General features: G+C 73.1%; 17 protein-coding genes and 1 riboswitch. Of the genes, 13 read left to right on the forward strand and 4 right to left on the reverse strand.

Going from position 1 to position 19,782, the window contains the following annotated elements; all coding sequences use genetic code 11:
- Window positions 1–231 precede the first annotated feature (231 nt).
- Window positions 232–409: riboswitch (cyclic di-AMP (ydaO/yuaA leader) on the forward strand.
- Between the two features lie 4 nt (window positions 410–413).
- Both ACFYZR_RS26255 and ACFYZR_RS26260 read left to right on the forward strand, forming a co-directional pair.
- Window positions 414–887, forward strand: coding sequence for a C40 family peptidase (locus ACFYZR_RS26255; RefSeq protein WP_391914389.1), 474 nt, complete (start codon window positions 414–416; stop codon window positions 885–887).
- A gap of 91 nt (window positions 888–978) precedes the next feature.
- On the forward strand, window positions 979–2,517 hold the full coding sequence (locus ACFYZR_RS26260; RefSeq protein WP_391914391.1) for a carboxylesterase/lipase family protein: 1,539 nt from the start codon (window positions 979–981) through the stop codon (window positions 2,515–2,517).
- A 49-nt stretch (window positions 2,518–2,566) separates the two neighbouring features.
- Here the strand turns inward: ACFYZR_RS26260 and ACFYZR_RS26265 are convergent, their stop codons facing one another.
- Window positions 2,567–2,941 carry a hypothetical protein gene (locus tag ACFYZR_RS26265; protein ID WP_391914392.1) on the reverse strand — a complete coding sequence of 125 codons (375 nt, stop codon included), beginning with the start codon at window positions 2,939–2,941 and terminating at the stop codon, window positions 2,567–2,569.
- Window positions 2,942–3,660: 719 nt separating this feature from the next.
- Here ACFYZR_RS26265 and ACFYZR_RS26270 point away from each other — a divergent pair.
- Window positions 3,661–4,011 (forward strand): hypothetical protein, encoded by a 351-nt coding sequence (locus ACFYZR_RS26270; RefSeq protein WP_391914394.1) that lies wholly within the window; start codon window positions 3,661–3,663, stop codon window positions 4,009–4,011.
- 229 nt (window positions 4,012–4,240) lie between these two features.
- Here ACFYZR_RS26270 and ACFYZR_RS26275 read toward each other — a convergent pair whose 3' ends face one another.
- Window positions 4,241–4,696: a hypothetical protein gene (locus ACFYZR_RS26275; protein WP_386723871.1), complete on the reverse strand. Its 456-nt coding sequence runs from the start codon at window positions 4,694–4,696 to the stop codon at window positions 4,241–4,243.
- 139 nt (window positions 4,697–4,835) lie between these two features.
- Complete coding sequence (locus ACFYZR_RS26280) at window positions 4,836–5,258, reverse strand: YchJ family protein (protein WP_391914396.1); 423 nt, start codon at window positions 5,256–5,258, stop codon at window positions 4,836–4,838.
- A 228-nt stretch (window positions 5,259–5,486) separates the two neighbouring features.
- On the opposite strand from ACFYZR_RS26280, the gene ACFYZR_RS26285 reads away from it, so the two are divergent.
- The 4 genes from ACFYZR_RS26285 (at window position 5,487) to ACFYZR_RS26300 (ending at window position 9,627) form a co-directional block, all read left to right on the forward strand.
- Complete coding sequence (locus ACFYZR_RS26285) at window positions 5,487–6,083, forward strand: hypothetical protein (protein ID WP_391914398.1); 597 nt, start codon at window positions 5,487–5,489, stop codon at window positions 6,081–6,083.
- 63 nt (window positions 6,084–6,146) lie between these two features.
- A complete protein-coding gene (locus ACFYZR_RS26290; RefSeq protein WP_391914400.1) occupies window positions 6,147–7,169 on the forward strand; it encodes a hypothetical protein in 1,023 nt (340 codons plus the stop codon).
- A gap of 271 nt (window positions 7,170–7,440) precedes the next feature.
- Window positions 7,441–8,223 (forward strand): class I SAM-dependent DNA methyltransferase, encoded by a 783-nt coding sequence (locus tag ACFYZR_RS26295; RefSeq protein WP_391914402.1) that lies wholly within the window; start codon window positions 7,441–7,443, stop codon window positions 8,221–8,223.
- A 249-nt stretch (window positions 8,224–8,472) separates the two neighbouring features.
- Entirely contained in the window at window positions 8,473–9,627 is a 1,155-nt protein-coding gene (locus ACFYZR_RS26300) for a SagB/ThcOx family dehydrogenase (RefSeq protein WP_391914404.1), read from the forward strand.
- Here ACFYZR_RS26300 and ACFYZR_RS26305 read toward each other — a convergent pair.
- Window positions 9,614–11,758, reverse strand: a complete 2,145-nt coding sequence (locus tag ACFYZR_RS26305; RefSeq protein WP_391914406.1) for a hypothetical protein — start codon at window positions 11,756–11,758, stop codon at window positions 9,614–9,616. The two genes, ACFYZR_RS26300 and ACFYZR_RS26305, sit on opposite strands and share 14 nt — an antisense overlap.
- A gap of 172 nt (window positions 11,759–11,930) precedes the next feature.
- Between ACFYZR_RS26305 and ACFYZR_RS26310 the strand changes: the two genes are divergently transcribed.
- The 6 genes from ACFYZR_RS26310 to ACFYZR_RS26335 all read left to right on the forward strand — a co-directional run bounded on the left by ACFYZR_RS26310 (window position 11,931) and on the right by ACFYZR_RS26335 (window position 19,778).
- Window positions 11,931–13,277 carry an alpha/beta hydrolase gene (locus tag ACFYZR_RS26310; RefSeq protein ID WP_391914408.1) on the forward strand — a complete coding sequence of 449 codons (1,347 nt, stop codon included), beginning with the start codon at window positions 11,931–11,933 and terminating at the stop codon, window positions 13,275–13,277.
- On the forward strand, window positions 13,274–15,841 hold the full coding sequence (locus tag ACFYZR_RS26315; RefSeq protein ID WP_391914410.1) for a phosphatidylglycerol lysyltransferase domain-containing protein: 2,568 nt from the start codon (window positions 13,274–13,276) through the stop codon (window positions 15,839–15,841). Before ACFYZR_RS26310 ends, ACFYZR_RS26315 begins: the two co-directional genes overlap by 4 nt.
- A 65-nt stretch (window positions 15,842–15,906) precedes the next feature.
- Window positions 15,907–16,401 carry a MarR family winged helix-turn-helix transcriptional regulator gene (locus tag ACFYZR_RS26320; protein WP_391914412.1) on the forward strand — a complete coding sequence of 165 codons (495 nt, stop codon included), beginning with the start codon at window positions 15,907–15,909 and terminating at the stop codon, window positions 16,399–16,401.
- Between the two features lie 91 nt (window positions 16,402–16,492).
- Window positions 16,493–17,110, forward strand: coding sequence for a DsbA family protein (locus tag ACFYZR_RS26325; RefSeq protein ID WP_391914414.1), 618 nt, complete (start codon window positions 16,493–16,495; stop codon window positions 17,108–17,110).
- Window positions 17,111–17,261: 151 nt separating this feature from the next.
- Entirely contained in the window at window positions 17,262–19,430 is a 2,169-nt protein-coding gene (locus ACFYZR_RS26330) for an FUSC family protein (RefSeq protein ID WP_391914416.1), read from the forward strand.
- A 105-nt stretch (window positions 19,431–19,535) separates the two neighbouring features.
- Entirely contained in the window at window positions 19,536–19,778 is a 243-nt protein-coding gene (locus ACFYZR_RS26335; RefSeq protein WP_391914418.1) for an antitoxin, read from the forward strand.
- Window positions 19,779–19,782: the final 4 nt, after the last annotated feature.

Genomic DNA, 19,782 nt, shown 5'->3' on the forward strand with positions numbered 1-19,782 from the left:
GACCTTGTCGAAGGGTCCTCCGGAATTACTCGTTCCATGCTGCAAGTACCCGGCGTTACAAGGGTTTAGGGCCAGTTCGGCGGGGGCGCGCGGAGTGCGGTTCCGGTTCTGCTCCCGAAGTGAAGAAGTTCACAGATGGCCGCCCGGGTACCGGATTTGAATGATTCATGGTGCAGGATCTCTCACCGAACACAAGATCCCGTCACCATGGCGGGCCACCCGGGCGGACGCCGAGTCCTGCCGCCGCACCGGGTGCGGCATCGAATTGATGGATCGGCAGGAGCGGGAGACCCAAGCGTTACGGATCACGAAGTCGGTGGTCCTTGGGGTGAAGCCGGGAAATCCGGCCGGGCAACTTCGCAGCCCGAACCCGACAGGTCATCTTTCGCAGGCGGATGTCGAAGGGCTTCGGCATGTCTGCTATGCCTCGCATACCTGCTCTCATATCCCGGGCCGGCGCCGCCTCGGCCGTCACCGCCGCCACACTGGCGGCATCGGTGCTCGTCCCCGGCCTCGCCTCCGAGGCCTCCGCGGCCACACCCGGCGAGCAGGCCCTGAAGGTCGCCGCCGGCAAGGCCGGCTCCCCCTACCAGTACGGCGCCGCCGGCCCGAACCGGTTCGACTGCTCGGGCCTGACCCAGTACTCGTTCAAGAAGGCCGGCAAGAACCTGCCGCGTGTGGCCGCCGACCAGTACAACCGCACCCGGCACATCTCCGGCGGCTCCCGCCAGGTCGGTGACCTGGTCTTCTTCCACTCGGGCAGCAACGTCTACCACGTGGGGATCTACGCGGGTAGCAACAAGATCTGGCACGCCCCCAAGCCCGGCGCCACGGTCCGTCTGGAGAAGATCTGGACCGGCAGCGTCTGGTACGGACGCGTCAACTAGGCTCCTTGATCGGGCGGTCCGTGACCCGGACCGCCCGACATCCGCGTTCGCGCACGGGGGTGACCGCTTCCGGGCGCGGGAGGGAGCGACGATGAGCGATGTCACAGACGTCACCGGCGTCACCGGTATCGACGGCCCGGAGGCCCGCACGGCTCAGGGCACCGTACGGGGCCGCACCACCGACGGCCTCGCCGTCTTCCGGGGGATCCCCTACGCCCAGCCGCCCGTGGGCGAGCTGCGCTTCATGGCCCCCCGTCCGGCCCGGCCCTGGGACGGCGTGCGGGACGCGGTGGAGTTCGGCCCGCCGCCCCCGCAGTCCGGCCCGATCCCCGCGACCGGCACCGCCACCGGCGACGACTGGCTCACCCTGAACGTCTGGTCCCCGGACCCCGGCGGCTCCGGACTGCCCGTACTGGTATGGATCCTGGGCGGGGGCTATGTCTCCGGCCACGCGGGCGACCCGCTCTACGACGCCGGGCTGCTTGCCCGGCAGGGCGGCCTCGTCGTGGTCACCCTCAACTACCGGGTGGGCGCCGAGGCCTCCGCCCACCTCGAGGGCGCCCCCGCCAACCGGGGGCTGCTCGACCTGATCGCGGCCCTGGAATGGGTCCAGGAGAACATCGCCGGCTTCGGCGGCGACCCCGCGCGCGTCACCGTCGCCGGCCAGTCCTCCGGCGCCGGCTCGATAGCCACCCTGCTGGCCGTGCCCCGCGCCGCCGGCCTCTTCCGCCGGGCGATCGCCCAGTCCGTCCCCGGCCTCTACACCACCCCGGCCCTCGCCTCCGGCCTCGCCGCCGAACTCGCCGGGCGGCTGGGCACCACACCCACCGCGGCCGGACTCGCCACGATCGACCCGTGGCGGCTGGCCGAGGCGATCACCCCGATGATGTACGGCCTGCCCGCCGAAGCCGACCGCTGGGGACCGCTGGCCCGCACCGGCTCCCCGTTCTCCATCGTGATCGACGGCGACCTCGTACCGGAGACCCCCTGGACCCTCCTGCCGGACGGCCGGGCGAGCGGCGTGGACCTGCTGACCGGTCACACCCGCGACGAGTTCCGGCCGTTCCTGGTGATGAGCGGCGGCCGGGACAAGGTCACCGACGAGGACACGACGACGGCCCTGAACGCCTTCGCCCCCGCCCCCGACGGCCCCCGCGCCTACCGCGCCGCCTACCCGGACGCCGCCCCCGTGGACCTCTTCGAGACCGTCCACAGCGACGTCCTGTTCCGCATGCCCTCGCTCCACCTCGCCGAGGCCCACACCGCCGGCGGCGGCACGGCGCACCTGTACGAGCTGCGCCGGCCCGCCCCCGCCCTCGGCGGGGCGCTCGGCGCCCCCCACGGCCTCGACGTGTCCCTGCTGTTCGGCACCTACGACGCCCCACAGGCCCGGCTGCTGCTCGGCGAGGGCCCGGTCCCCGAGGACCTGAGGGCGCTCGGGGACGAGATCCGCCGCTCGTGGACGGCCTTCGCGACCCACGGCGACCCGGGCTGGCCCGCCCACCGGACCGCCGACGGACGGCTCACCCGCCTCCTCGACACGGAGACGAGCACGGCGCCGTACCCGGAGGAGCCGTCCAGGAAGGTCTGGGAGGGACACACGGTCCGGCCGTACGACCTGCCCGCCTGACGGGGGGCGGGGGCACGGCGGCCGGCCGGGCCTGTGGGACCGTCCGGCTTCACCCGTTCTCCGTCTTCGCCGTCCTCTCCGTCCGGAGGCGGGCCCCCAGGGCCGAGGCCAGTTCCCGTACGCCGGCGGTGCGCGGGTGCCGGCCGATCAGATCGCCGGCGACTCGCCGGATGGCGGGGCGGTCCCGTACCTCCGCCGGGGAAACGCGCAGGGCGTGGAGGAGAGCGTCGGCGGTCTGCTGAGGTTTGTCCCACTGCCACCAGGCGCGGGCGAGGCCGGTGTGCATGCGGGCGCGTCGTTCGGCCGTGGAGAACTGTCCGGGGTGCAGGCCGCGTCCGGCGTGGAGGGCGGTGCCGGCGTCGCCGACGGCCCAGTACACGCCGACCTCGTAGAGCGTGACCGCGGCTGGGCTGATCGAGAACACGGCGCCCGCCGGCGGCCGGTCGGGCAGGCGTCCGGCAGAGCATCTGGGCGTACGCCATCGCTTGCGCCTGCGTGGCCAGGCCGGTGCGCTCGACGGCGGTCAGGGCGTGGTCGACCAGGCGCTGGGCTGCCTGTGCCTGGTCCTGGTGCCGGAGCACAATGCTCAGCTCGCGGGATGCCTCCGCCGTGGCGATGGCGCTGCCGGACAGGTCCGCGTAAGTCAGGGCCCGGTCCGCAGTCAGCCGGGACCGCTCGTAACGACCGGTCTTCGTCAGGACCCGGGATGCCAGGGAGTAGCACGAGGACAGGGTCGCGTACGCCGCAGGCGAACCGTCGCGGGTGGCGGCGTGGGCATCGGCCAGCAGCGCCGGCAGCGTTTCGAGGAGCTGGGCGTGCCGGCCGGCGTCGAAGAGGGCCTGGACCCGGGCCAGGCGCGGCGGGTCCGGCCGAGCCGGATGAGGGCACCGGCCTGGCGCCGTTCGATCAGGGCGGCGGCTTCGGCCGTCCTCCACAGCGGATCGGTGCTCATCACACCCCCCGTGGGCGTGGGGCCGACGCGCTCACGGTACGCGTGGCCGCAGAGCCCGTCGAGGGCGTGTGCAGCATCTGCACACCGCGTGCGACCTGCGGCAATGGATCACCCGGAGCGGTGTGGGTGCGGTGCACTGAGGGCGTGCCCCGGCCGTGGGGCGAAGGCATCGAGCACCGAGGGAGGACAGCGTGGCAACGGCAGTCGAGGTCGGGCCGAAGGTCCGCGACCCCCGGGACTACGTGAAGCCGGAGGTGTGGGAGCGGGAGATCCTGCTGCTGATGCGCGACCACCCCTTCGACGAGGTGTACGCGAACCGCCTGTTCCACGCGGCGGTGTCGTACCTGATCACTGCGAAGGGGGTTCTGCGCCGAGCACTTCCAGGGCCGCTTCCCGGTCAGGCCCGGGGGCCCCGCGAGCGCTCCCGGGCCGCTTCATGGGCCGGGCGGGCGGACTGCGGCGCACGCTCCTCGGCGGAAGGGCGGCGCCGGTACGGTGGCGCACTCACGTGGCCCGCCGTGCCACGCCGAGCCCAGCCCTGACGTGTACGGCCCCCAGCGGATGCTCGGGAAGTGGCTCGAAGGCCGGCAACGGGAACTCACAGTCCTGCGCTGGCAGTACCCGCCCAGGGCGTGGGCCGATCTGCTCAAGCGCAGCGGCTCCACGGACGTCGACGCGCGCGTCGTGCCCCTGCCGGGCGACGAGACTCTGGCACTCTCCTCGTGCGCGCGGGCGTCGCCTGAAACTTCGTTGCCGGACCCTGGCGCCGGGTCAGCAGCCCGCCATCTTCCCGTAGGCGATCCAGACCTCGCCCTTGTTGTTGAGGCTGACGTTCCCGGTCTTGTGCAGCCCGGTGTACTTCCCGCGGTACTTCCGCAGCTCTCCGACGGGCGACTCCAGCGTCATGTAGGGGGAGTCGGGCTTCCAGTCCCCGGAGAACTTCGCGTAGACCCCGTTCGTCCCGTCGGTACCGCTCGCCCAGCAGGCGCGGGAGCCGGAGTAGAGCACGAGGTTGCCGTCGTACTGCATCTCCAGGCGGTAGCCGCCGTTCTGGAGGCAGTGGCCGGGGATGAGCCTGTCGGTGAACGATGTGCCGTCGCCCCGGCACCCCTGCGCACGGTGCGCGGCATGCGAGGGGGCGGCCGTGGCCTGCCCCGCCGTCGTGGCCAGGGCGACCGCCAGCAGGTTCGCCGCGACGATCGCGCAGGCACGGAAGGCTGTCCTCATGTTGTTCCGCCTGTTCTCGTGAGCGTTTCATACGTCCGATACTCCGAACGCAGACGGTACTTGCGCGCTCACGCCAGGTGGCCGAGATCTCGCAGTCTCACCCCAGCGTGTGTATACACCGAGGTCGGACGGCCACGCCCTACTCCACCGCGTCCAGGTACACCCAATGGTCGTCCTCCCGTACGAAGCGGCTGAGCTCGTGCTGGGAGCCGGCCTCGCCGTGTGCTTCGTAGTGGGCGCGGAACTCGACCGTGCCGTCGTTGTGGAAGGTGCTGCCGCCGGTCGTGGCCAGGATGTCGAGCCCCGTCCACCGGATCCCGGGGTCGAGGTCGAGGTCGGCCGGGCGTGTGGAGGAGTGCCAGGTGCGCAGCAGATAGAGGGGGTCGAGGACGACGAAGGCGCTGTAGCGCGAGCGCATCAGGCGTTCGGGGGTGGGGGCCGTGGCGCGGCCGTCGTGGAAGGCGCCGCAGCAGTCGCCGTACGTCGCGTCGAGCCCACAGGGGCAGGGCGAGCCGGCGGTGACGACGGGCGGCTTCGGGGAGCGTGAGCTTCTTCTGGACACCCCTCGATTCTGCCTGGCCCAGGGAGCGTCCCCGGCCATGGGGGCGAACCCTTTCGGCCGCAGGGCCGGATGGCGCCGCCCCGCTGTTCTTTCGGGTGAATTCCCAGCTCAGCCGGGTGTGGGGGCCGAGGGTCCGGTGCCGGTCACCAAGAGCGACCGGTTGCGCGCCCATCCGGCGCGGCGGACGGTGGTCGCGTCCCGGCAGGTGTCTCGAAGGGAATCTTCCGCATGCGCAGCACCAAGCTCATCGCGATAGCCACCGCCCTCGTCTGCGGCTCGGTCACCCTGGGCGTCACCGGACCCGCGCTCGCCGCCGGCCGCGCGGCGCGGCCCGCCGCCGTGGCGCCCGCCGCCGTGGAGCCCGCCGTCGTGGAATCCGCCGTGGAGTCCGCCCCCGAGGCCGACAGCCGTTCGGACTCCATCGGCAGCCTGGGCGAGACGCTCAACCTCGGCTCCCGGATCGTCAAAGAGGCCGACTCCTGGAACCCCGACGTGGAGCACCTGCGCGATTTGAGAGTGCGGCTGCGGGAATCGGCCGAGCGGCTGCTCGCCGACGTCCGGGCGGTCAAGGCCAAGACCCCGGCCCGCCCCGGCACCGACGGCCTGGCGGTCGACCCGGTCTCGGACGTCAAATCGCAGCTGGACACCCTGCTCAAGGACGTCAACGACCTGCTGACGGCCGTCCAGGTCAAGGACGTCGGCAAGGTCACGGCACTCGTCGGCCAGGTGACCGCCGACCTCCAGGCCCTCCTCACCTCCGTGCCCAAGCTCCTGACGAACGCGGCACCCCTTCCTCCGGTACCGGCACCCCTGCCGGGCCTGTAGCCACCTCCGCCCCTTCCGGCACACCCCTGTTCGACGGCGGCCGGCTCCGCTACGGTCGGCCCGGTGCGTAGACGTCTGTTCGTCGCAGCGATCCTGACCGCCTCCCTGACGACCGCCTGCGGCGGCGAGGACACGGAGGAACCGGACCCGGGCCCGTCGGGCCCCCGGCGCGCCGACCGGGCCGAGCCGCTCTTCCGCGGCGGCCGCCGGGCCAGCGCCCAGAACCCGGCGTTCTCCCCGGACGGCCGGTCGCTCCTCTTCACCGTCTTCGAGGACGGCTACAACGAGGGCGCCGCCGCCCTGCGCGTCCTGCCCCTGGGCGGCGATGGCGGCACGCCCGGGGCCGCGCCCCGCACCCTGATCGACGAGAAGGACAAGGCGGCCGTGAACCTGCCGGGTTCGAGCTGGAACCCGGGGGGCGAGGTGGCCTTCGCCTCCGACCGGGCGGGCGACAGCCGGGACGAGATCTGGGTGCTCAAGCCCGGCGGACGGCCCACCCGGGTGACCGAGCACGGCGGCCCCTCCGGCTATCTGGAACCGAGCTTCTCCCCGGACGGCACATGGATCGTCTTCCAGGAGAGCGTCGAGCGCGAGGGCTCGGGCGACCGCGCCGCGCTCGGCTCCCTGTGGAAGGTCCGCCGCGACGGAAGCCGCGCCACCAAGCTCCTGGACGGCCCCGCCACCCGGAGCGACAACCGCCAGCCCAACTGGTCCCCCAAGGGCGACCGGCTGGTCTTCCAGCGGCGCGATGAGGACGGCGAGGACTGGGCGCTGTACGTCATGGACGCGGACGGCTCGGGGCTGCGCCGCCTCACCCGGGGCGCGGGGGAGCACACCGACCCCAGCTGGTCGCCGGACGGGCGGTCGGTGGTGTTCTCCTCCACGGCGGGCGGCCTCGAACTGCCGCAGATCTTCGTCATCCCCGCCGACGGCACCGGGGCCCCGGTCCGGGTGACCAGGAACCCCGACACCTACGACGGCGCCCCCAGCTGGTCCCCGGACGGCCGCTGGATCGCCTTCGAGTCCCACGAGGGGGGAGAGGACCGCCCCAGCTCCCTGTGGCGCATCCCGGCTCCCCGGAGTTGACCGAATCGGCTCCCCCGCCGGGCCGTCGGACGGGCCGGCGCTGGACGCGGGGGCGTCCCTGCCGGGACGGGGAAGGGCCCCGGAACTCGGGTTCTTCGCCCGCACCCCCGGTCGTCTCTCTTTAAACCACAGAAGTTTCCATGAGCATGCATCCGGTCAGTCATATCCCGGCCGCATCCACTGTCTTGACCGGTCACTTTTCAGCGGCATATGTTCATGCCGGTAACACCAGCAGCAGAAACAACAGGAGTTCCAGTCGAGGGGTGGTCGCATGTCCACGGAAACCGCGGACCCGGATTTCCATCACGCACGGACCGCCTATGAAACGGTCGCCGCCGATTACGATGTGCTCGCCGTGGACCCGCTCTTCTCCCGATGGGTTTCCTTCTACCACGAACTCATCGAGAAATACGGGTCCGGCGGGCGAATACTCCTCGACGTCGGCTGCGGAACGGGCAACAGCACCCTCGCCTTTCGCGACCTGGGCTACGAGGTGGCCGGCTGCGACCTGTCGCCGTCGATGATCGAGCGCGCCCGGACGAAGGGGTCCGGCATCCCGTTCACGGTCGGCGATGTGCGCGACCTGCCGGTGCTGGGCTCCTTCGACGCCGTCACGTGCATGAGCGAGCCGCTGAGCTACCTCACCGACGACGAGCAGCTGGAGCGGGCGTTCCGGAGCGTGGCCCGGCAGCTGGCGGACGGCGGGATCTTCGTCTTCGACATGAACACGCTGGGCAGTTACCAGCGGGCCTACGCGGTGACGCGGATCGTCGACCAGGACGGCCACTTCGACGTCTGGCAGGGCGGGCCCGCGCCGGTGGAGCCCGACGCGGTCGTCGACGTCACCCACACCTACTTCCGGCGCACGGGGGAGGACTGGCGGCGCGTGACGTCCCGGCACGTCTACCGCCACCACTCCGACGCCACGGTGCGACGGCTGCTCACCGCCGCCGGCCTGCGGCTCGTCGCCGCCCACGGTCTCACCGCCGGTGAGCTGACCGACTCCGGCGACGAGATCCGCGGCCGGAAGATCCTCTATGTCGCGAGCCGCTAGCACCGCCGGCTCCGCCATGTCGTGAGCCGCCGCCCCGCGCGGCGCGGCTCCGCCACGATCCCGGTCGGCCATCCGGCCGGCCGCCGGTGAAATCCGAATGTGAAGGAGGTGGGCCCCATGCGCAAGATGGTTGTCAACACCAAGCCGGTTGTCACCGAGGAGAAGTACCTCGTGCTGCACTCCGCGTGAAAGTGACCGTGGCCGGGCCCCCTGCGGGCCCGGCCACGGTACATCCTGTGAGGAGCGAAATTGCCCGTCCGCCGAGCCCGCAGCATCGTGTGCTACTGGCATGACAACACATTCGTCGCGGAGAATTACCGCACCCGTACCACGGTTTCCCTCGAACCCCTGGGCGCGGAATTGCTCAACGAGCTGGGGGAATGGATCGAGGAGGAGAAAGCCGCCACCCGGTTCCCCGATTTCGACCCCGAATCCGTCCTCCAGTCCCTGGCCGAACTGGAGGCCGCCGGGCTCGTCGTGCGCGACGGGGACCCCGGGGCCGACGGCGACGAGGTGGCCGGGACGGCCTGGCCCGAGTGGAACGTCAGCGCCCGCTACCTCCACGCGATGACCAGGGACGCCCCCTACACCGAGGACACCCCTGAACTCCGCGCCCGCCTGGCCTCGGAGCGGGAGCGGCCCGCGCTGTTCAAGTCCTACCCGGACGCCGACACCATCCTGCTGCCCCGCGCCCCCCGGCGCCTCGACGCCCCTTTCGAGGACGTCCTGTACGGCCGCCGGACCCATCGCGCCTTCGCCGACCGGGACGTGCCGCTGGCCGACTTCTCGGCCCTGCTCGCCGCCGTGTTCGGCCCCGCCGCCTTCATCGACGCCGACGCCTACGGCGGGCTCATGCAGCGCACCAGCGCCTCGGCCGGGGCGCGACAGGAGACCGAGGCGTATGTGCTGGTGCGCCGGGTCGCGGACGTGGCGCCCGGCGTCTACCACTACAACGTGCTCACGCACGCGCTGGAGTTCCTGGCCGAGTGCCCGCCGTGGCAGGACGTGGCGCGCCTGAGCGTGAACCAGCGGGGGATCGAGGACGCGGCGTTCGTCGTCGTGCTCACCGCGCTGACGGAGCGGCTGCGGTCCAAGTACCGCACGGCGCGCACGTACCGGATCATGCTGATGGACGCCGGCCACTTCGCGCAGACCTTCGCCATGGTGGCCACCGCGCTGGGGCTGGGCCCCTTCCAGACCGCCGCGTTCACCGACTCCGCCGTCGAGGGGCTGCTGGGTCTGGACGGGGTGGAGGAGACGGCGCTGTACCTGCTCGGCGCCGGGGTGCCGGCCGAGGGCCCGGAGGGGACCGAGGGGCTGAAGCGGCCGGCGGGGCTGGAGGCGTTCCGCGGGAGCCGCCCGGGCCCGGCGCCGGCCGCGCGCCCCACGCTCAGCCCAGGCTGAGCGTGAGCAAGGAGTACTGGACGACAGTCAGCGGAACGCTCACCGTTCCACCGTCCACCGTGAAGGGAACCGCTTTCGGAGCGGGTGACCCCGCGTCCGGCGAGCTGACGGTCGCCCCGAGCACCTTCTTCCCGGCGGGCACGGTCAGCGCGACCGTACACGCGGCCGGGGTGGTCTTGAACGCCGCCGCCACGTCCCCGAACCCCGTGAAGTTGACCAGCTGGATCACCACGTCACCGCCCAGCCGCCCCATCTCCAGATGGATCCGGTCGTCGCCGCTCAGCGTCACCGCCGGCGGCGCGGCCGCGCGCACCGGGGCGAGCAGCAGCTCACCGGCGGCCTTGTCGGCCGTGTCCAGGAACGCGTGCCCCGGCAGGGACTTGACATACCGGCACGTCCCCGCGCCGAACCGGTTCTGCTTGCTGTCCGGCAGGGCGTCGCCCTTGCGGAAGCCGAGGACGTCGGCGAGCGCGTACTCGCTCCGGGCCGTCCCCAGCTCGTCCAGCGCCGTCGGCGCCGGGCCCGTGATCACGACGGTGCCGCCGCCCGCGACGAACCCCCGCAGCACCGCCGCCTCCGCGTCGGAGACCGCCTGGAGGTTCGGCAGCAGCAGGACCTTCAGCCCGGCCAGGTCCGCGGCGGTCAGGCCGGGGCTGGTGACGGTGACGAAGGGGACGTGCGCGTACACCAGCGCCTTGACCGTGCCCCGGAACTCCCCGAGCCACGCCTGCTTGGCGCAGCTCTCCTCCGCGCTGCCCGAGCTCCACCACTCCTTGACCCCGGCCGGCTTCTTGACGTTGGCGTACATGCCCGTGCCCGGCGAGGGGCTGACGAAGTCCCGGGAGGCGGAGGAGTGGTAGACGCCGACCTCGGCGGCGGTCGTGGCGTTGTAGAGCTTCTCCTGGTTGGCCGCCACGAAGGCGTACATGCGGGTGCGCATGGCCTTGTCGGTGGTCTCGTTCTTGAACGGGCTCTTGACCTCGTACGGGTTGCACCCCGCGGCCAGCAGCTCGGCCATCACCAGGGACGCGTCGTCGGCCTTCCAGCCGTAGGAGAACGCCCAGGCCGGCTTGGTGCCGCTGGCGGCCCGCGCGTATTTGTACATCGAGATCAGGCAGGTCCAGTCGGTGGCGGTGGCGTGGCGCATCCCGTCGTAGTTGCCGAGGATGTCCACCTCCCACATCTGGCTCACGCCCTCCGCCGTGCGCAGGTACGCGCCGTCGAGGCCGACCAGCGTGGCGTACTGGTAGTCCATGCTGACGGTTTCCACGAAGGTGACCAGGTCGGGGTTGACGGACCGGCCGGCGGACGCGATGTCCAGCTGCCACTGGTGGAGGTTGCGGTGGCGCCATTCGACGTAGCGGCGGAAGGTCAGGCTGGTGAAGTCGGCCTTGGGGGGCAGGGCGAGGCCGGTGTCGGCCTTGAAGGAGGCGGCGGCCCAGGAGGAGCCGTCGCACCAGCTGAGCGCGCCGTCGAAGTAGATGGGGACGTCCGGCCAGATGGCGTCGAGGCCGGTGCCGGCGAGGGCCTTGATCCGGCCGAGGTAGTAGTCGCGCCAGGGGGAGTTGGGGCTGAGCCAGCAGCTCTCGTCGCCCGGGTCCACCCAGACGACCAGGCTGCCGTAGAAGACGTTGGGCTTGCCGTCGAGGGAGCGCTGGACCCAGTCCTTGCCCTGGCCGTTCTTGTAGAAGGAGCGGCCTTTCTCGCCGCCGACGCTGATCAGCTCCATCGACGGGTAGTACATGACCACGCGGATGCCCGCCGCGTGGGCGAGGCCGACGAAGTCCCGCACCTTGCCGACGTGCTGGGTGAACTCCTGGTCCGTCAGCCAGTTGGACAGGACGGTGTCGAGCTCGATCACGCTGACGTTCTGCGCCTTGAGCCCGTCGATGACCGGCTTCATGTCGCGGACCGGGTCGGCGTCCTCGTCGAACGTCCCGTCGGCCAGCCGGGCGAAGCGGCTCCACTCGGGGAAGGTCCCCGCCCGTACGGCGGGCGCGGCCCACGCCGCCCGGTCCAGGGGCAGCGGGGCGGGTGCGGCGGTGGCGGGGCCGGCGAGGGCCAGGCGCTGTCCCACCACGGCGGCGCCCCCCACCCCCAGCCCCGCCCGTAACAGCCCTCTACGGCTCATTCTCCGGGTCACGTCCATGTCTTCGCCCTCCTGGGAGACATCCGTCGCCGCTGTCGCGGCCGGCGCGCGAATCGCGATTCTGCTGGGAATCTGGCGGGAGGGAAGAGTTCCGGCAAGACCGCGCCCACATGCCCCGAGTTGCCGGGAACCGACGCGTACGTAGCATTTTGTCGTGGTGCGGATACGGATACCGGACGGCCCGCCGCGGCTCGCGGCGGGCCCACTGGACTGGTCCCTGGTGAGCGGATGGATCCCGCTCGCCGTCCTGGCCGTCGGCCTCTGCGCCCTCGCCGCCCTGTTCTCCTCCCGGCGGCGCCCGTGGTGGGCCCGCTGGGCCCCGGCGGCCGTGGTGCTCGCCGCCCTGCTCACCCTGCTCCTCCAGGTGGCCGTGGACGACTGGCTCCAGCCCTTCCCCGACCCCCTGCCGACGGAGGTCGTCCTCTGGGCGGGCGTCGCCGTCCTCGGCCTGTGCCTCACCGCCTTCCGGCTGCCGCTGCTGCGGCCGCGGTACTGGCTCCCGGCCGTGCTCGCGGGCCTGCTCGTCGTCCTCATGGGCGCCTCGCAGATCAACCGCCACTTCGACCAGTACCCGACGACCCGCAGCGCCCTCAACGCCTGGCTCCAGAAGACCACCCGCCTCTCCGAGGCCACCGGCACCGCCGGGCCCACCCTGTCCGTGCCGCCCGGCAAGACGCTCTCCGAGGTGTGGCGGCCCCCGGCGGGCATGGCCGACACCGGCACGATCTCCCGGACCGACATCCCCGGCACCGTCTCGGGCTTCAAGGCCCGCAGCGCGTACGTCTATCTGCCGCCCGCCTACAAGGCCACCCCGCGCCCGCTGCTGCCCGTGCTCGTCCTGATGGCCGGTCAGCCGGGCTCGCCCGACGAGTGGATCAACTCCGGCCGGCTCGTCGAGATGATGAACGCCTTCGCCCGCGACCACCAGGGCCTGGCCCCCGTCGTCGCCGTCGTGGACCCGCTCGGCTCGCAGTTCGCCAACACCCTCTGCCTGGACTCCCGGCTCGGCAACGTCCAGACCTACCTCGCCACCGACGTCCCCGACTGGATCCGCTCCCACCTCCAGGTCGCCGCCGCCCGCACCTCCTGGGCCGTCTCCGGCCTCTCCTTCGGCGGCACCTGCTCCCTCCAGCTCGGTGTGAACGCCCCCCAGGTCTACGGCGTCGTCAACGACATCTCCGGCCAGGAGGCGCCCACCCTCGGCAGCCGGCAGAGGACGATCGACAAGGCCTTCGGCGGGGACGCGGCCGCCTACGAGAAGGTGAACCCGCTGGACGTCATGGCCCGGCAGCGCTTCCCCGACACCAAGGCCGCCTTCGTCGCGGGCAGCGACGACAGCACCTACCGGCCGCAGCAGCGGAAGGTCTACGAGGCCGCCGTGAAGGCCGGGATGCGGGCCGAGTTCGTGCTGCTGCCCGGCGGCCACAGCTGGGCCGTCTGGCGCCCCGGCCTGGAGAGGCAGCTGCCCTGGCTGGCCCGGGAGACGGGACTGATCCGGTGAGCGCGCCCGGCGGCGACGGCCCCGGGCCGGGCGCCCCGCCACCCGTACCCGCCCCCGGTGACGTTCCGGAGACCGGCGACAGCACCCACCCCTGGCGGGCCACCCTCGACCGGCTCCTCGTACCCGTCCGCCACGCCCCCTTCACCCTGGGCTTCCTCGCCGTGCTGTGGATCGTCGGCGCCGTCACCGGCTCCCTGGGCTCCGGCCCCCGCCCGCACCGCATGGAACGGATCGCCGTCGGCGTGCCCGCGCTCGCCGAGGGCCGCTGGTGGACCCCGGCCAGCTCCCTGCTGTGGTGCCCCGGGCTCGGCGCGTACATCGGCTCGACCGTCATCGTGCTGCTCCTCGTCACCCCCGCCGAGCGGCGCCTGGGCGTCGCCCGTACCGCCGCCGCGCTCCTCGGCGGCCAGATCCTGGGCACCCTGCTGGGCGTCGGGGCGGTGAGACTCGGCTCGCTGGCGGGCGAGCAGTGGCTGGACAGCCTCACCCAGGACCTGTCCGTCACCCCCACCGTGGGCGCCCTCGCCGTCGGGGCCGTCCTCAGCTACCGGCTCACCGCCCTGTGGCGCCGCCGGGTACGGCTCGGCATCGTCGCCTTCTCCCTCGTCATGGCCCTGTACGTGGGCCACCTCCAGGGCGTGCTGCGGCTCGGCGGCGCGGTGGCCGGGCTCGCGGTGGGAGCCCTGCTCCTGCGCCGCCGCGGGCCCCTGCGACCGCTGCACTCCTCCCACACCGAGGCCCGGGTGCTCGTCGCCCTCGTCGTGGCCGCCGCCGCGATCGGCCCGATCACCGCCATCCTCTACAAGGACGCCTACGGTCCCTTCAGCACCTTCAACGAGCTCTACGTCTCCACCCGGCCCAGCGCCCAGGACGTCGCCGACGCCTGCGCCCAGTCCGCCCGGGACTGCCACGCCGCCGACGCCGTCCGCGGCTTCTACGACTCGCCCGCCGTCGCCATGGCCGTCGTCGTCCCCGTCGTCCTCCTCGTCCTCGCCGAAGGGCTGCGCCGGGGACTGCGGCTCGCCTGGAGCCTGGCCGTCCTGCTCCACCTCGGCTGGATCGCCCTCTTCGCCTACTGGCTCCACGACTTCCTCGGCAACCCCTCCGCGTACGGCGCCGAGCCCACCGAGCACGCCGACTACGTCCAGTACTTCGCCGAGCAGATGCTGCTGCCCGTCCTCGTCCTGCTGCTCCTGCTCGTCACCCGACAACGCTTCGACCTGCGCCTGCCGCGCTCCGCCCTGGGGGGCCTGGCCGCCGTGGCGGGCGGCGCCCTGCTGCTGGCCTCCGCCGCGTACGTGGGCATCGGCTGGGCCGTGCGCGACCAGTACGACCCCGAGGCCGGCATCGGCCGGCTGCTGAGCGGCCTGGTGTCGGAGTACCTGCCGCCGGCCTTCCTCGGCTACTTCACCGACTGGCCGGTGCCGGTCGGCGGCACGGCCGAGACCCTCTACCGCTACTGCGGGCTCGTGTTCTGGCTGGTGACGCTGATCGCGCTGCTGATCACCTTCCGCCGGCCCCGGCTCCACACCGACGCCGACGCGGCCGTGCGCGCCCGCGAACTGCTCGTCGCGCACGGCGGCTCGACGCTGTCGTACCTGACGACCTGGGACGGCAACTACTACTGGTTCGCCGCGAACGGCCGGACCGCCGTCGCCTACCGGGTCATCGCCACGGTGGCGCTGACCACCGGCGACCCCTTCGGGGTACCGGAGGAGCGGGCCGACGCGGTGGCCGGCTTCGCCCGGCACTGCGACGAGCGCGGCTGGACGCCCTGCTTCTACAGCGTCGGCGCCGCCACCCGCGAGGCCGCCGAACGGCTGGGCTGGCGCTCGGTGCAGGTCGCCGAGGACACCGTGGTGCCGCTGCCCGACCTGGCGTTCACCGGCAAGAAGTGGCAGGACGTGCGCACGGCGCTGAACAAGGCGAAGAAGGAGGGCATCACCGCCGAGTGGTGGTCCTTCCCCGACGCCCCCGTCGCCGTCACCGACCAGATCCGGTCGATCTCCGAGGAGTGGGTCGCCGACAAGGGCCTGCCGGAGATGGACTTCACCCTGGGCGGCCTCGACGAGCTGGACGACCCGGCGGTGCGCTGCCTCCTCGCCGTCGACGCCGAGCACACCGTGCACGGCATCACCAGCTGGATGCCGGTGTACGAGGAGGGGACGCCCGCCGGCTGGACGCTGGACTTCATGCGGCGCAGGGCGGACGGCTTCCGCGGCTCGATGGAGTTCCTGATCGCCTCGGCCGCGCTCGGCTTCAAGGAGGAGGGCGCCCGCTTCCTCAGCCTCTCCGGCGCTCCGCTGGCCCGCAAGGCCACCGAGGAGCCGCCGGTCGCCCTGCAGCGGGTCCTCGACTACGGCGGGAAGATGCTGGAGCCGGTCTACGGCTTCCGCTCGCTGCTCAATTTCAAGGCGAAGTTCCAGCCGCAGTACCGGCCGATGTACATGGCCTACCCGGACCCGGCGGCCCTGCCCGCCATCACCCGGGCGGTCGCCAAGGCGTATCTGCCGCACTTGACGGCCGTCCAGGGGGTGCGGCTGGTGCGGCAGTTCTCGGCGTAGCTCTAGGCTCCTTCAGTGGCGCACGGGTGCCACGCAAGCCAGGGGTGACGGGTGAGAGGGGCCACGTGGCACACGAGAGCGGGATCGCGACGGCCAAGGAAGCGGCGGACGACGGCCTGGTGCTGGCCTTCGGCCGGCTCCAGGGGGCCGCGAACCGGCTGGAGTACATCCTGGGCCGGGCGATCGAGGAGGAGTGCGGGATCAGCCACCTGATGTTCGAGGTGCTGCTGATCCTGGGCCGGGCCGGGGAGGCGGGGCTGCCCATGCGGGCGATCGCCCAGGAGCGGGTGCTGACCACGGGCGGGGTGACCCGGCTGGTGGACCGGATGGAGGCGGCGGGCCTGGTGGTCCGGGACGCCGACCCCGGCGACCGGCGGGGCCGGCTGGTCCGGCTGACCCCGGCGGGGGAGGCGACGGTGGTCCGGGCCGCCCGGATCCACCGGGAGAACATCCGCCGCTTCTTCCTGGAGCCGCTGCCCGAGGCGCACCGGGAGCGGTTCGCGGAGGATCTGAGGCTCCTCAGCCACGCGGCGAGGGACGCGCTGCCGCGACTGCGCTGAGGGGCCCGACGGGGAGGGACGGAATATCTGACAAAGCAGATACTGTTATGGCAGGTGAACCGCTCACGCCATCCCCTCTGGAGGTACCCCCATGAAGCTCGTGTACGTCTTCGACGCCTACTGCGGCTGGTCCCACGGCTTCTCGGCCACGCTCACCGAGACCGCCCGGCGCCACCCGGAGCTGCCCGTGGAGGTCGTCTCCGGCGGACTGTTCACCGGCGCCCGCCGCGTGCCGATCCGCGAGTTCGGCTACGTCCAGGGCGCCAACGCGAAGATCGCGGAGCTGACGGGGGCGGGGTTCGGCGCGGCCTACGACCGGCTGATCGCGGACGGCTCCTTCGTCATGGACTCCGAGGCCGCCGCACGCGGCATGGCTGCCCTGCGCCAGGTCGCCCCGGATCGCGCCGCCGAGCTGGCCGCCGCCCTCCAGAACGCGTTCTACGAGGACGGGCTCAGCCTCTCCGAGGAGAGCACCTACCGCACCGTCGCCGAGGCCGCCGGCCTCGACGCGGACGCCGTGGCCACCGCCCTCTCGGCCCCCGGCGCCGCCAAGGCCGCCCGCGCGGACTTCCGCCGCGCGGCGGAGTACGGCGTCCAGGGCTTCCCCACGCTGCTGGCCGTCGACGGCGAGCGCGTCACGGTCCTGGCCGTGGGCCACGCCACGGCCGACCAGGTGAGCGAGCGCCTGGCGGCCGCCATGGCGGGCTGATCCCAGCCCGTCCGGCGTTTGAGGACGACGCGCGTCAGCGCGGACAAGGGGGGCCGGGGGCGAAGCCCGCCAGGAAACGGTGAGAGGGCGGGACCGGGGCTGACTCCCCCGGTTGCGGTGGCCGACGCGCCGCCTAGCCTGGGAAAACACCATGGCTCGCGCCGATATCCTGCCAGCAGCGCGCCGCGCCGTCTGGGCCACCCTCGCCGGCTGCGCCGGTTTCTACGGCTTCGCCCACGCCCTGGGCGACCGCACCCTCGGCCTCTACGCCATCTTCGGCGTCCTGCCGCTGGTGCTGTTCTCGCAGATCCCCGGCCCCGGCCGGCACCGCACCCGTGTCCTCCTGGCGATGGTGCCGGTCGGCTGGGTCATGGTCACGGCGGGCACCCTGCTGGCCGTGCGCGGCTGGGCCGCCGCGGCGGGCATGTTCGCCGTGGGCTTCCTCGTCGCCTTCGCGGCGACGGGCGGGCCCGTCCCGGCCGGGCTGAGCGCGGCCGGCCAGCTCTTCTACATCCTGCCCTGCTTCCCGCCCTACGCCCCCGCCACCCTCGGCTCCCGCCTGGCCGGGCTGACCGCCGGCATCCTGCTCACCGCCGCCGTCGACCGGCTGCTGGACCGCCTGGGCTGGCGGGAGCCCCCGCCCGTCCCGTACCGGGAGCGGCTCGGGCACGCGACGGCCGCCGTGGCCGACAGCTGCGCCGCCGCCGCGCACGGCGGCGAGGACGTCCGGCCCGCCGCCGAGCGGGCACTCGAAGAGGCGCGCACCTCCCGGATCCCGCCCGCCGAGCGCCCCACCTCGCCGTCCGCCCGGGACCGCGCCCTCATCCACACCCGTGCGGCCGTCCGGCACGTCCACGACCAGCTCGACCGCCTCTACCGCACCCCCGGCGGACCCACCGGGTCCGGCGAGCCCGCCGCCACCGCCCTGCTGGAGCGCACCGCCACCGCCCTGCGCCCCGTCGCCACCGGTCTGACCGACGGCACCCCGCCTCCCGACGGCGAGGGCGACGGCGACGGCGAGGGCGACGAGCTGCGCCGCGCTCTCGTCGCCTTCGACGCCGTCCGCGCGGACGGGCTCCCCGGCGCCGCGCCCGAGCGGCTCCGCCACGACGCCGTCGTCCGCTCCGCCGCCGAGGGCGCGCGGCTGGCCACCCGAGCGTCGCGGATCGCCCTGGGCGCCCGCCCCGCCACGGCCGGGGCGGAGCGCGGCGGACCGTTCTGGTACGCCACCGTGCCGGCCCCCGAGCTGTGGTGGCACCGGATGCGGCTGCACCTGACGCTCCGCTCGGTCCACTTCCGCAACGCCCTCCGGGTCGCCGTGGCCATGGCCGGCGCCCGGCTCCTGGTCGGCGCCCTCGGCCTCCCGCACGGCTTCTGGGTCCTCCTGGCCACCCTCAGCCTCATGCGCACCTCGGCGGCCGACACCCGGGCCGCCCTGCGCCCCGCCATCACCGGTACGACCACGGGGGCCGTGCTCGCCGCCCTCGCGCTCCGCGTCGTCGGTGACGTCCCCCTGTTCTACGCGGCGGCGCTGCCCGCCGTCCTCCTCGTCGGCCTCACCGTGGCCACGCTGCTCGGACCCGCGTGGGGGCAGGGGACGTTCACGGTCGTCATCGTGCTGATGTTCGCCCAGCTCTCCACCCCGCAGTGGCAGCTGTCCGCCGTGCGCCTCGTCGACGTCCTCATCGGCGGCGCGATCGGCGCCCTGGCGAGCCTGCTCGCCTGGCCGCGCGGGGCCGGGGGCGAACTGCGCCGCACCGTCGCCGACTTCCTGGCCGCCGGCGCCGCCGGGTGCCGGGGCGTCACGGACCTCCTCTGCGGCCGCCCCGCACCCGCCGATCCCCTGCGCACGGTCCGCGCGGCCATGCTCCTGACCGAGGCCTCGTACTGCCAGTACCGGGGCGAACGCCTGCTGAGGCGCACCGCCGACCCGCCGTGGGAGATCGCCATGCTGGCCGGCTACCACATGCTGCGCGGCGGCGAACTGATGCTCCTGCGGTACGGCACCGCCCTCGGGGCCACCCCGCTCTCGCCCGACGCCGCCGCCGAACTGACCTTCCTGGCCGACCGCGTGGCCGACGACGCCCTCCGCGCCGCCGAGGCGCTGCGCGCCCACGACCCGGCCCGCCTCGCCCCCGGCTGCCCCGACCCGGCCCCCCACCCGGCCGCCGCGTCCGGCCTCCTGCGGAGCGCCGCCTCGCACGCCGGGCACATGGACGCCGCCCGCGTCCTGCTGACGGTGGACGCGGAGGCCTGGCTGACGGGCGTGGCGGAGGACGTCGCACGGATCGCGACCCCTGTCGTCACCCGTTCGGGTTAGTCCGCGCCGTGCTCCGCATGCCCCCTCACGGGCTGTGCGCATGCTGAAGACAAGGGCTTTCCCCAGCATGGCCCCCACGACCCGGCGCACAGGGAGGAGAACGCCATGTCGTTCATCGACACGCTCAAGGGCCTCGTCGGCAAGGGGAGGGACGCGGCGGCCGAGAACCCCGAAAGGGTCCATGAAGCGGTGGACAAGGCCGGGGACTTCATCGACGAGAAGACGGGCCACAAGTATTCCGACAAGATCGAGAAGGGCAAGGAGGCCGCGAAGAACGCCGTCCCCGAGGGAGGGTTGGTGACTCCTCCTCCCCCCGCCCCGGAACCGCCCGTGGACCCCCAGGGGTGACCGG

The organism is Streptomyces sp. NPDC001678 (genome assembly GCF_042892945.1).
GTDB lineage: Bacteria > Actinomycetota > Actinomycetes > Streptomycetales > Streptomycetaceae > Streptomyces.

What these genes read in the sequence shown, in the direction of transcription:
- ACFYZR_RS26255 (WP_391914389.1), top strand. Translation starts at nt 414, where the DNA reads ATGTCTGCTATGCCTCGCATACCTGCTCTCATATCCCGGGCCGGCGCC.
- ACFYZR_RS26260 (WP_391914391.1), top strand. Translation starts at nt 979, where the DNA reads ATGAGCGATGTCACAGACGTCACCGGCGTCACCGGTATCGACGGCCCG.
- ACFYZR_RS26275 (WP_386723871.1), bottom strand. Translation starts at nt 4,696, where the DNA reads ATGAGGACAGCCTTCCGTGCCTGCGCGATCGTCGCGGCGAACCTGCTG.
- ACFYZR_RS26285 (WP_391914398.1), top strand. Translation starts at nt 5,487, where the DNA reads ATGCGCAGCACCAAGCTCATCGCGATAGCCACCGCCCTCGTCTGCGGC.
- ACFYZR_RS26295 (WP_391914402.1), top strand. Translation starts at nt 7,441, where the DNA reads ATGTCCACGGAAACCGCGGACCCGGATTTCCATCACGCACGGACCGCC.
- ACFYZR_RS26305 (WP_391914406.1), bottom strand. Translation starts at nt 11,758, where the DNA reads ATGAGCCGTAGAGGGCTGTTACGGGCGGGGCTGGGGGTGGGGGGCGCC.
- ACFYZR_RS26325 (WP_391914414.1), top strand. Translation starts at nt 16,493, where the DNA reads ATGAAGCTCGTGTACGTCTTCGACGCCTACTGCGGCTGGTCCCACGGC.
- ACFYZR_RS26330 (WP_391914416.1), top strand. Translation starts at nt 17,262, where the DNA reads ATGGCTCGCGCCGATATCCTGCCAGCAGCGCGCCGCGCCGTCTGGGCC.
- ACFYZR_RS26335 (WP_391914418.1), top strand. Translation starts at nt 19,536, where the DNA reads ATGTCGTTCATCGACACGCTCAAGGGCCTCGTCGGCAAGGGGAGGGAC.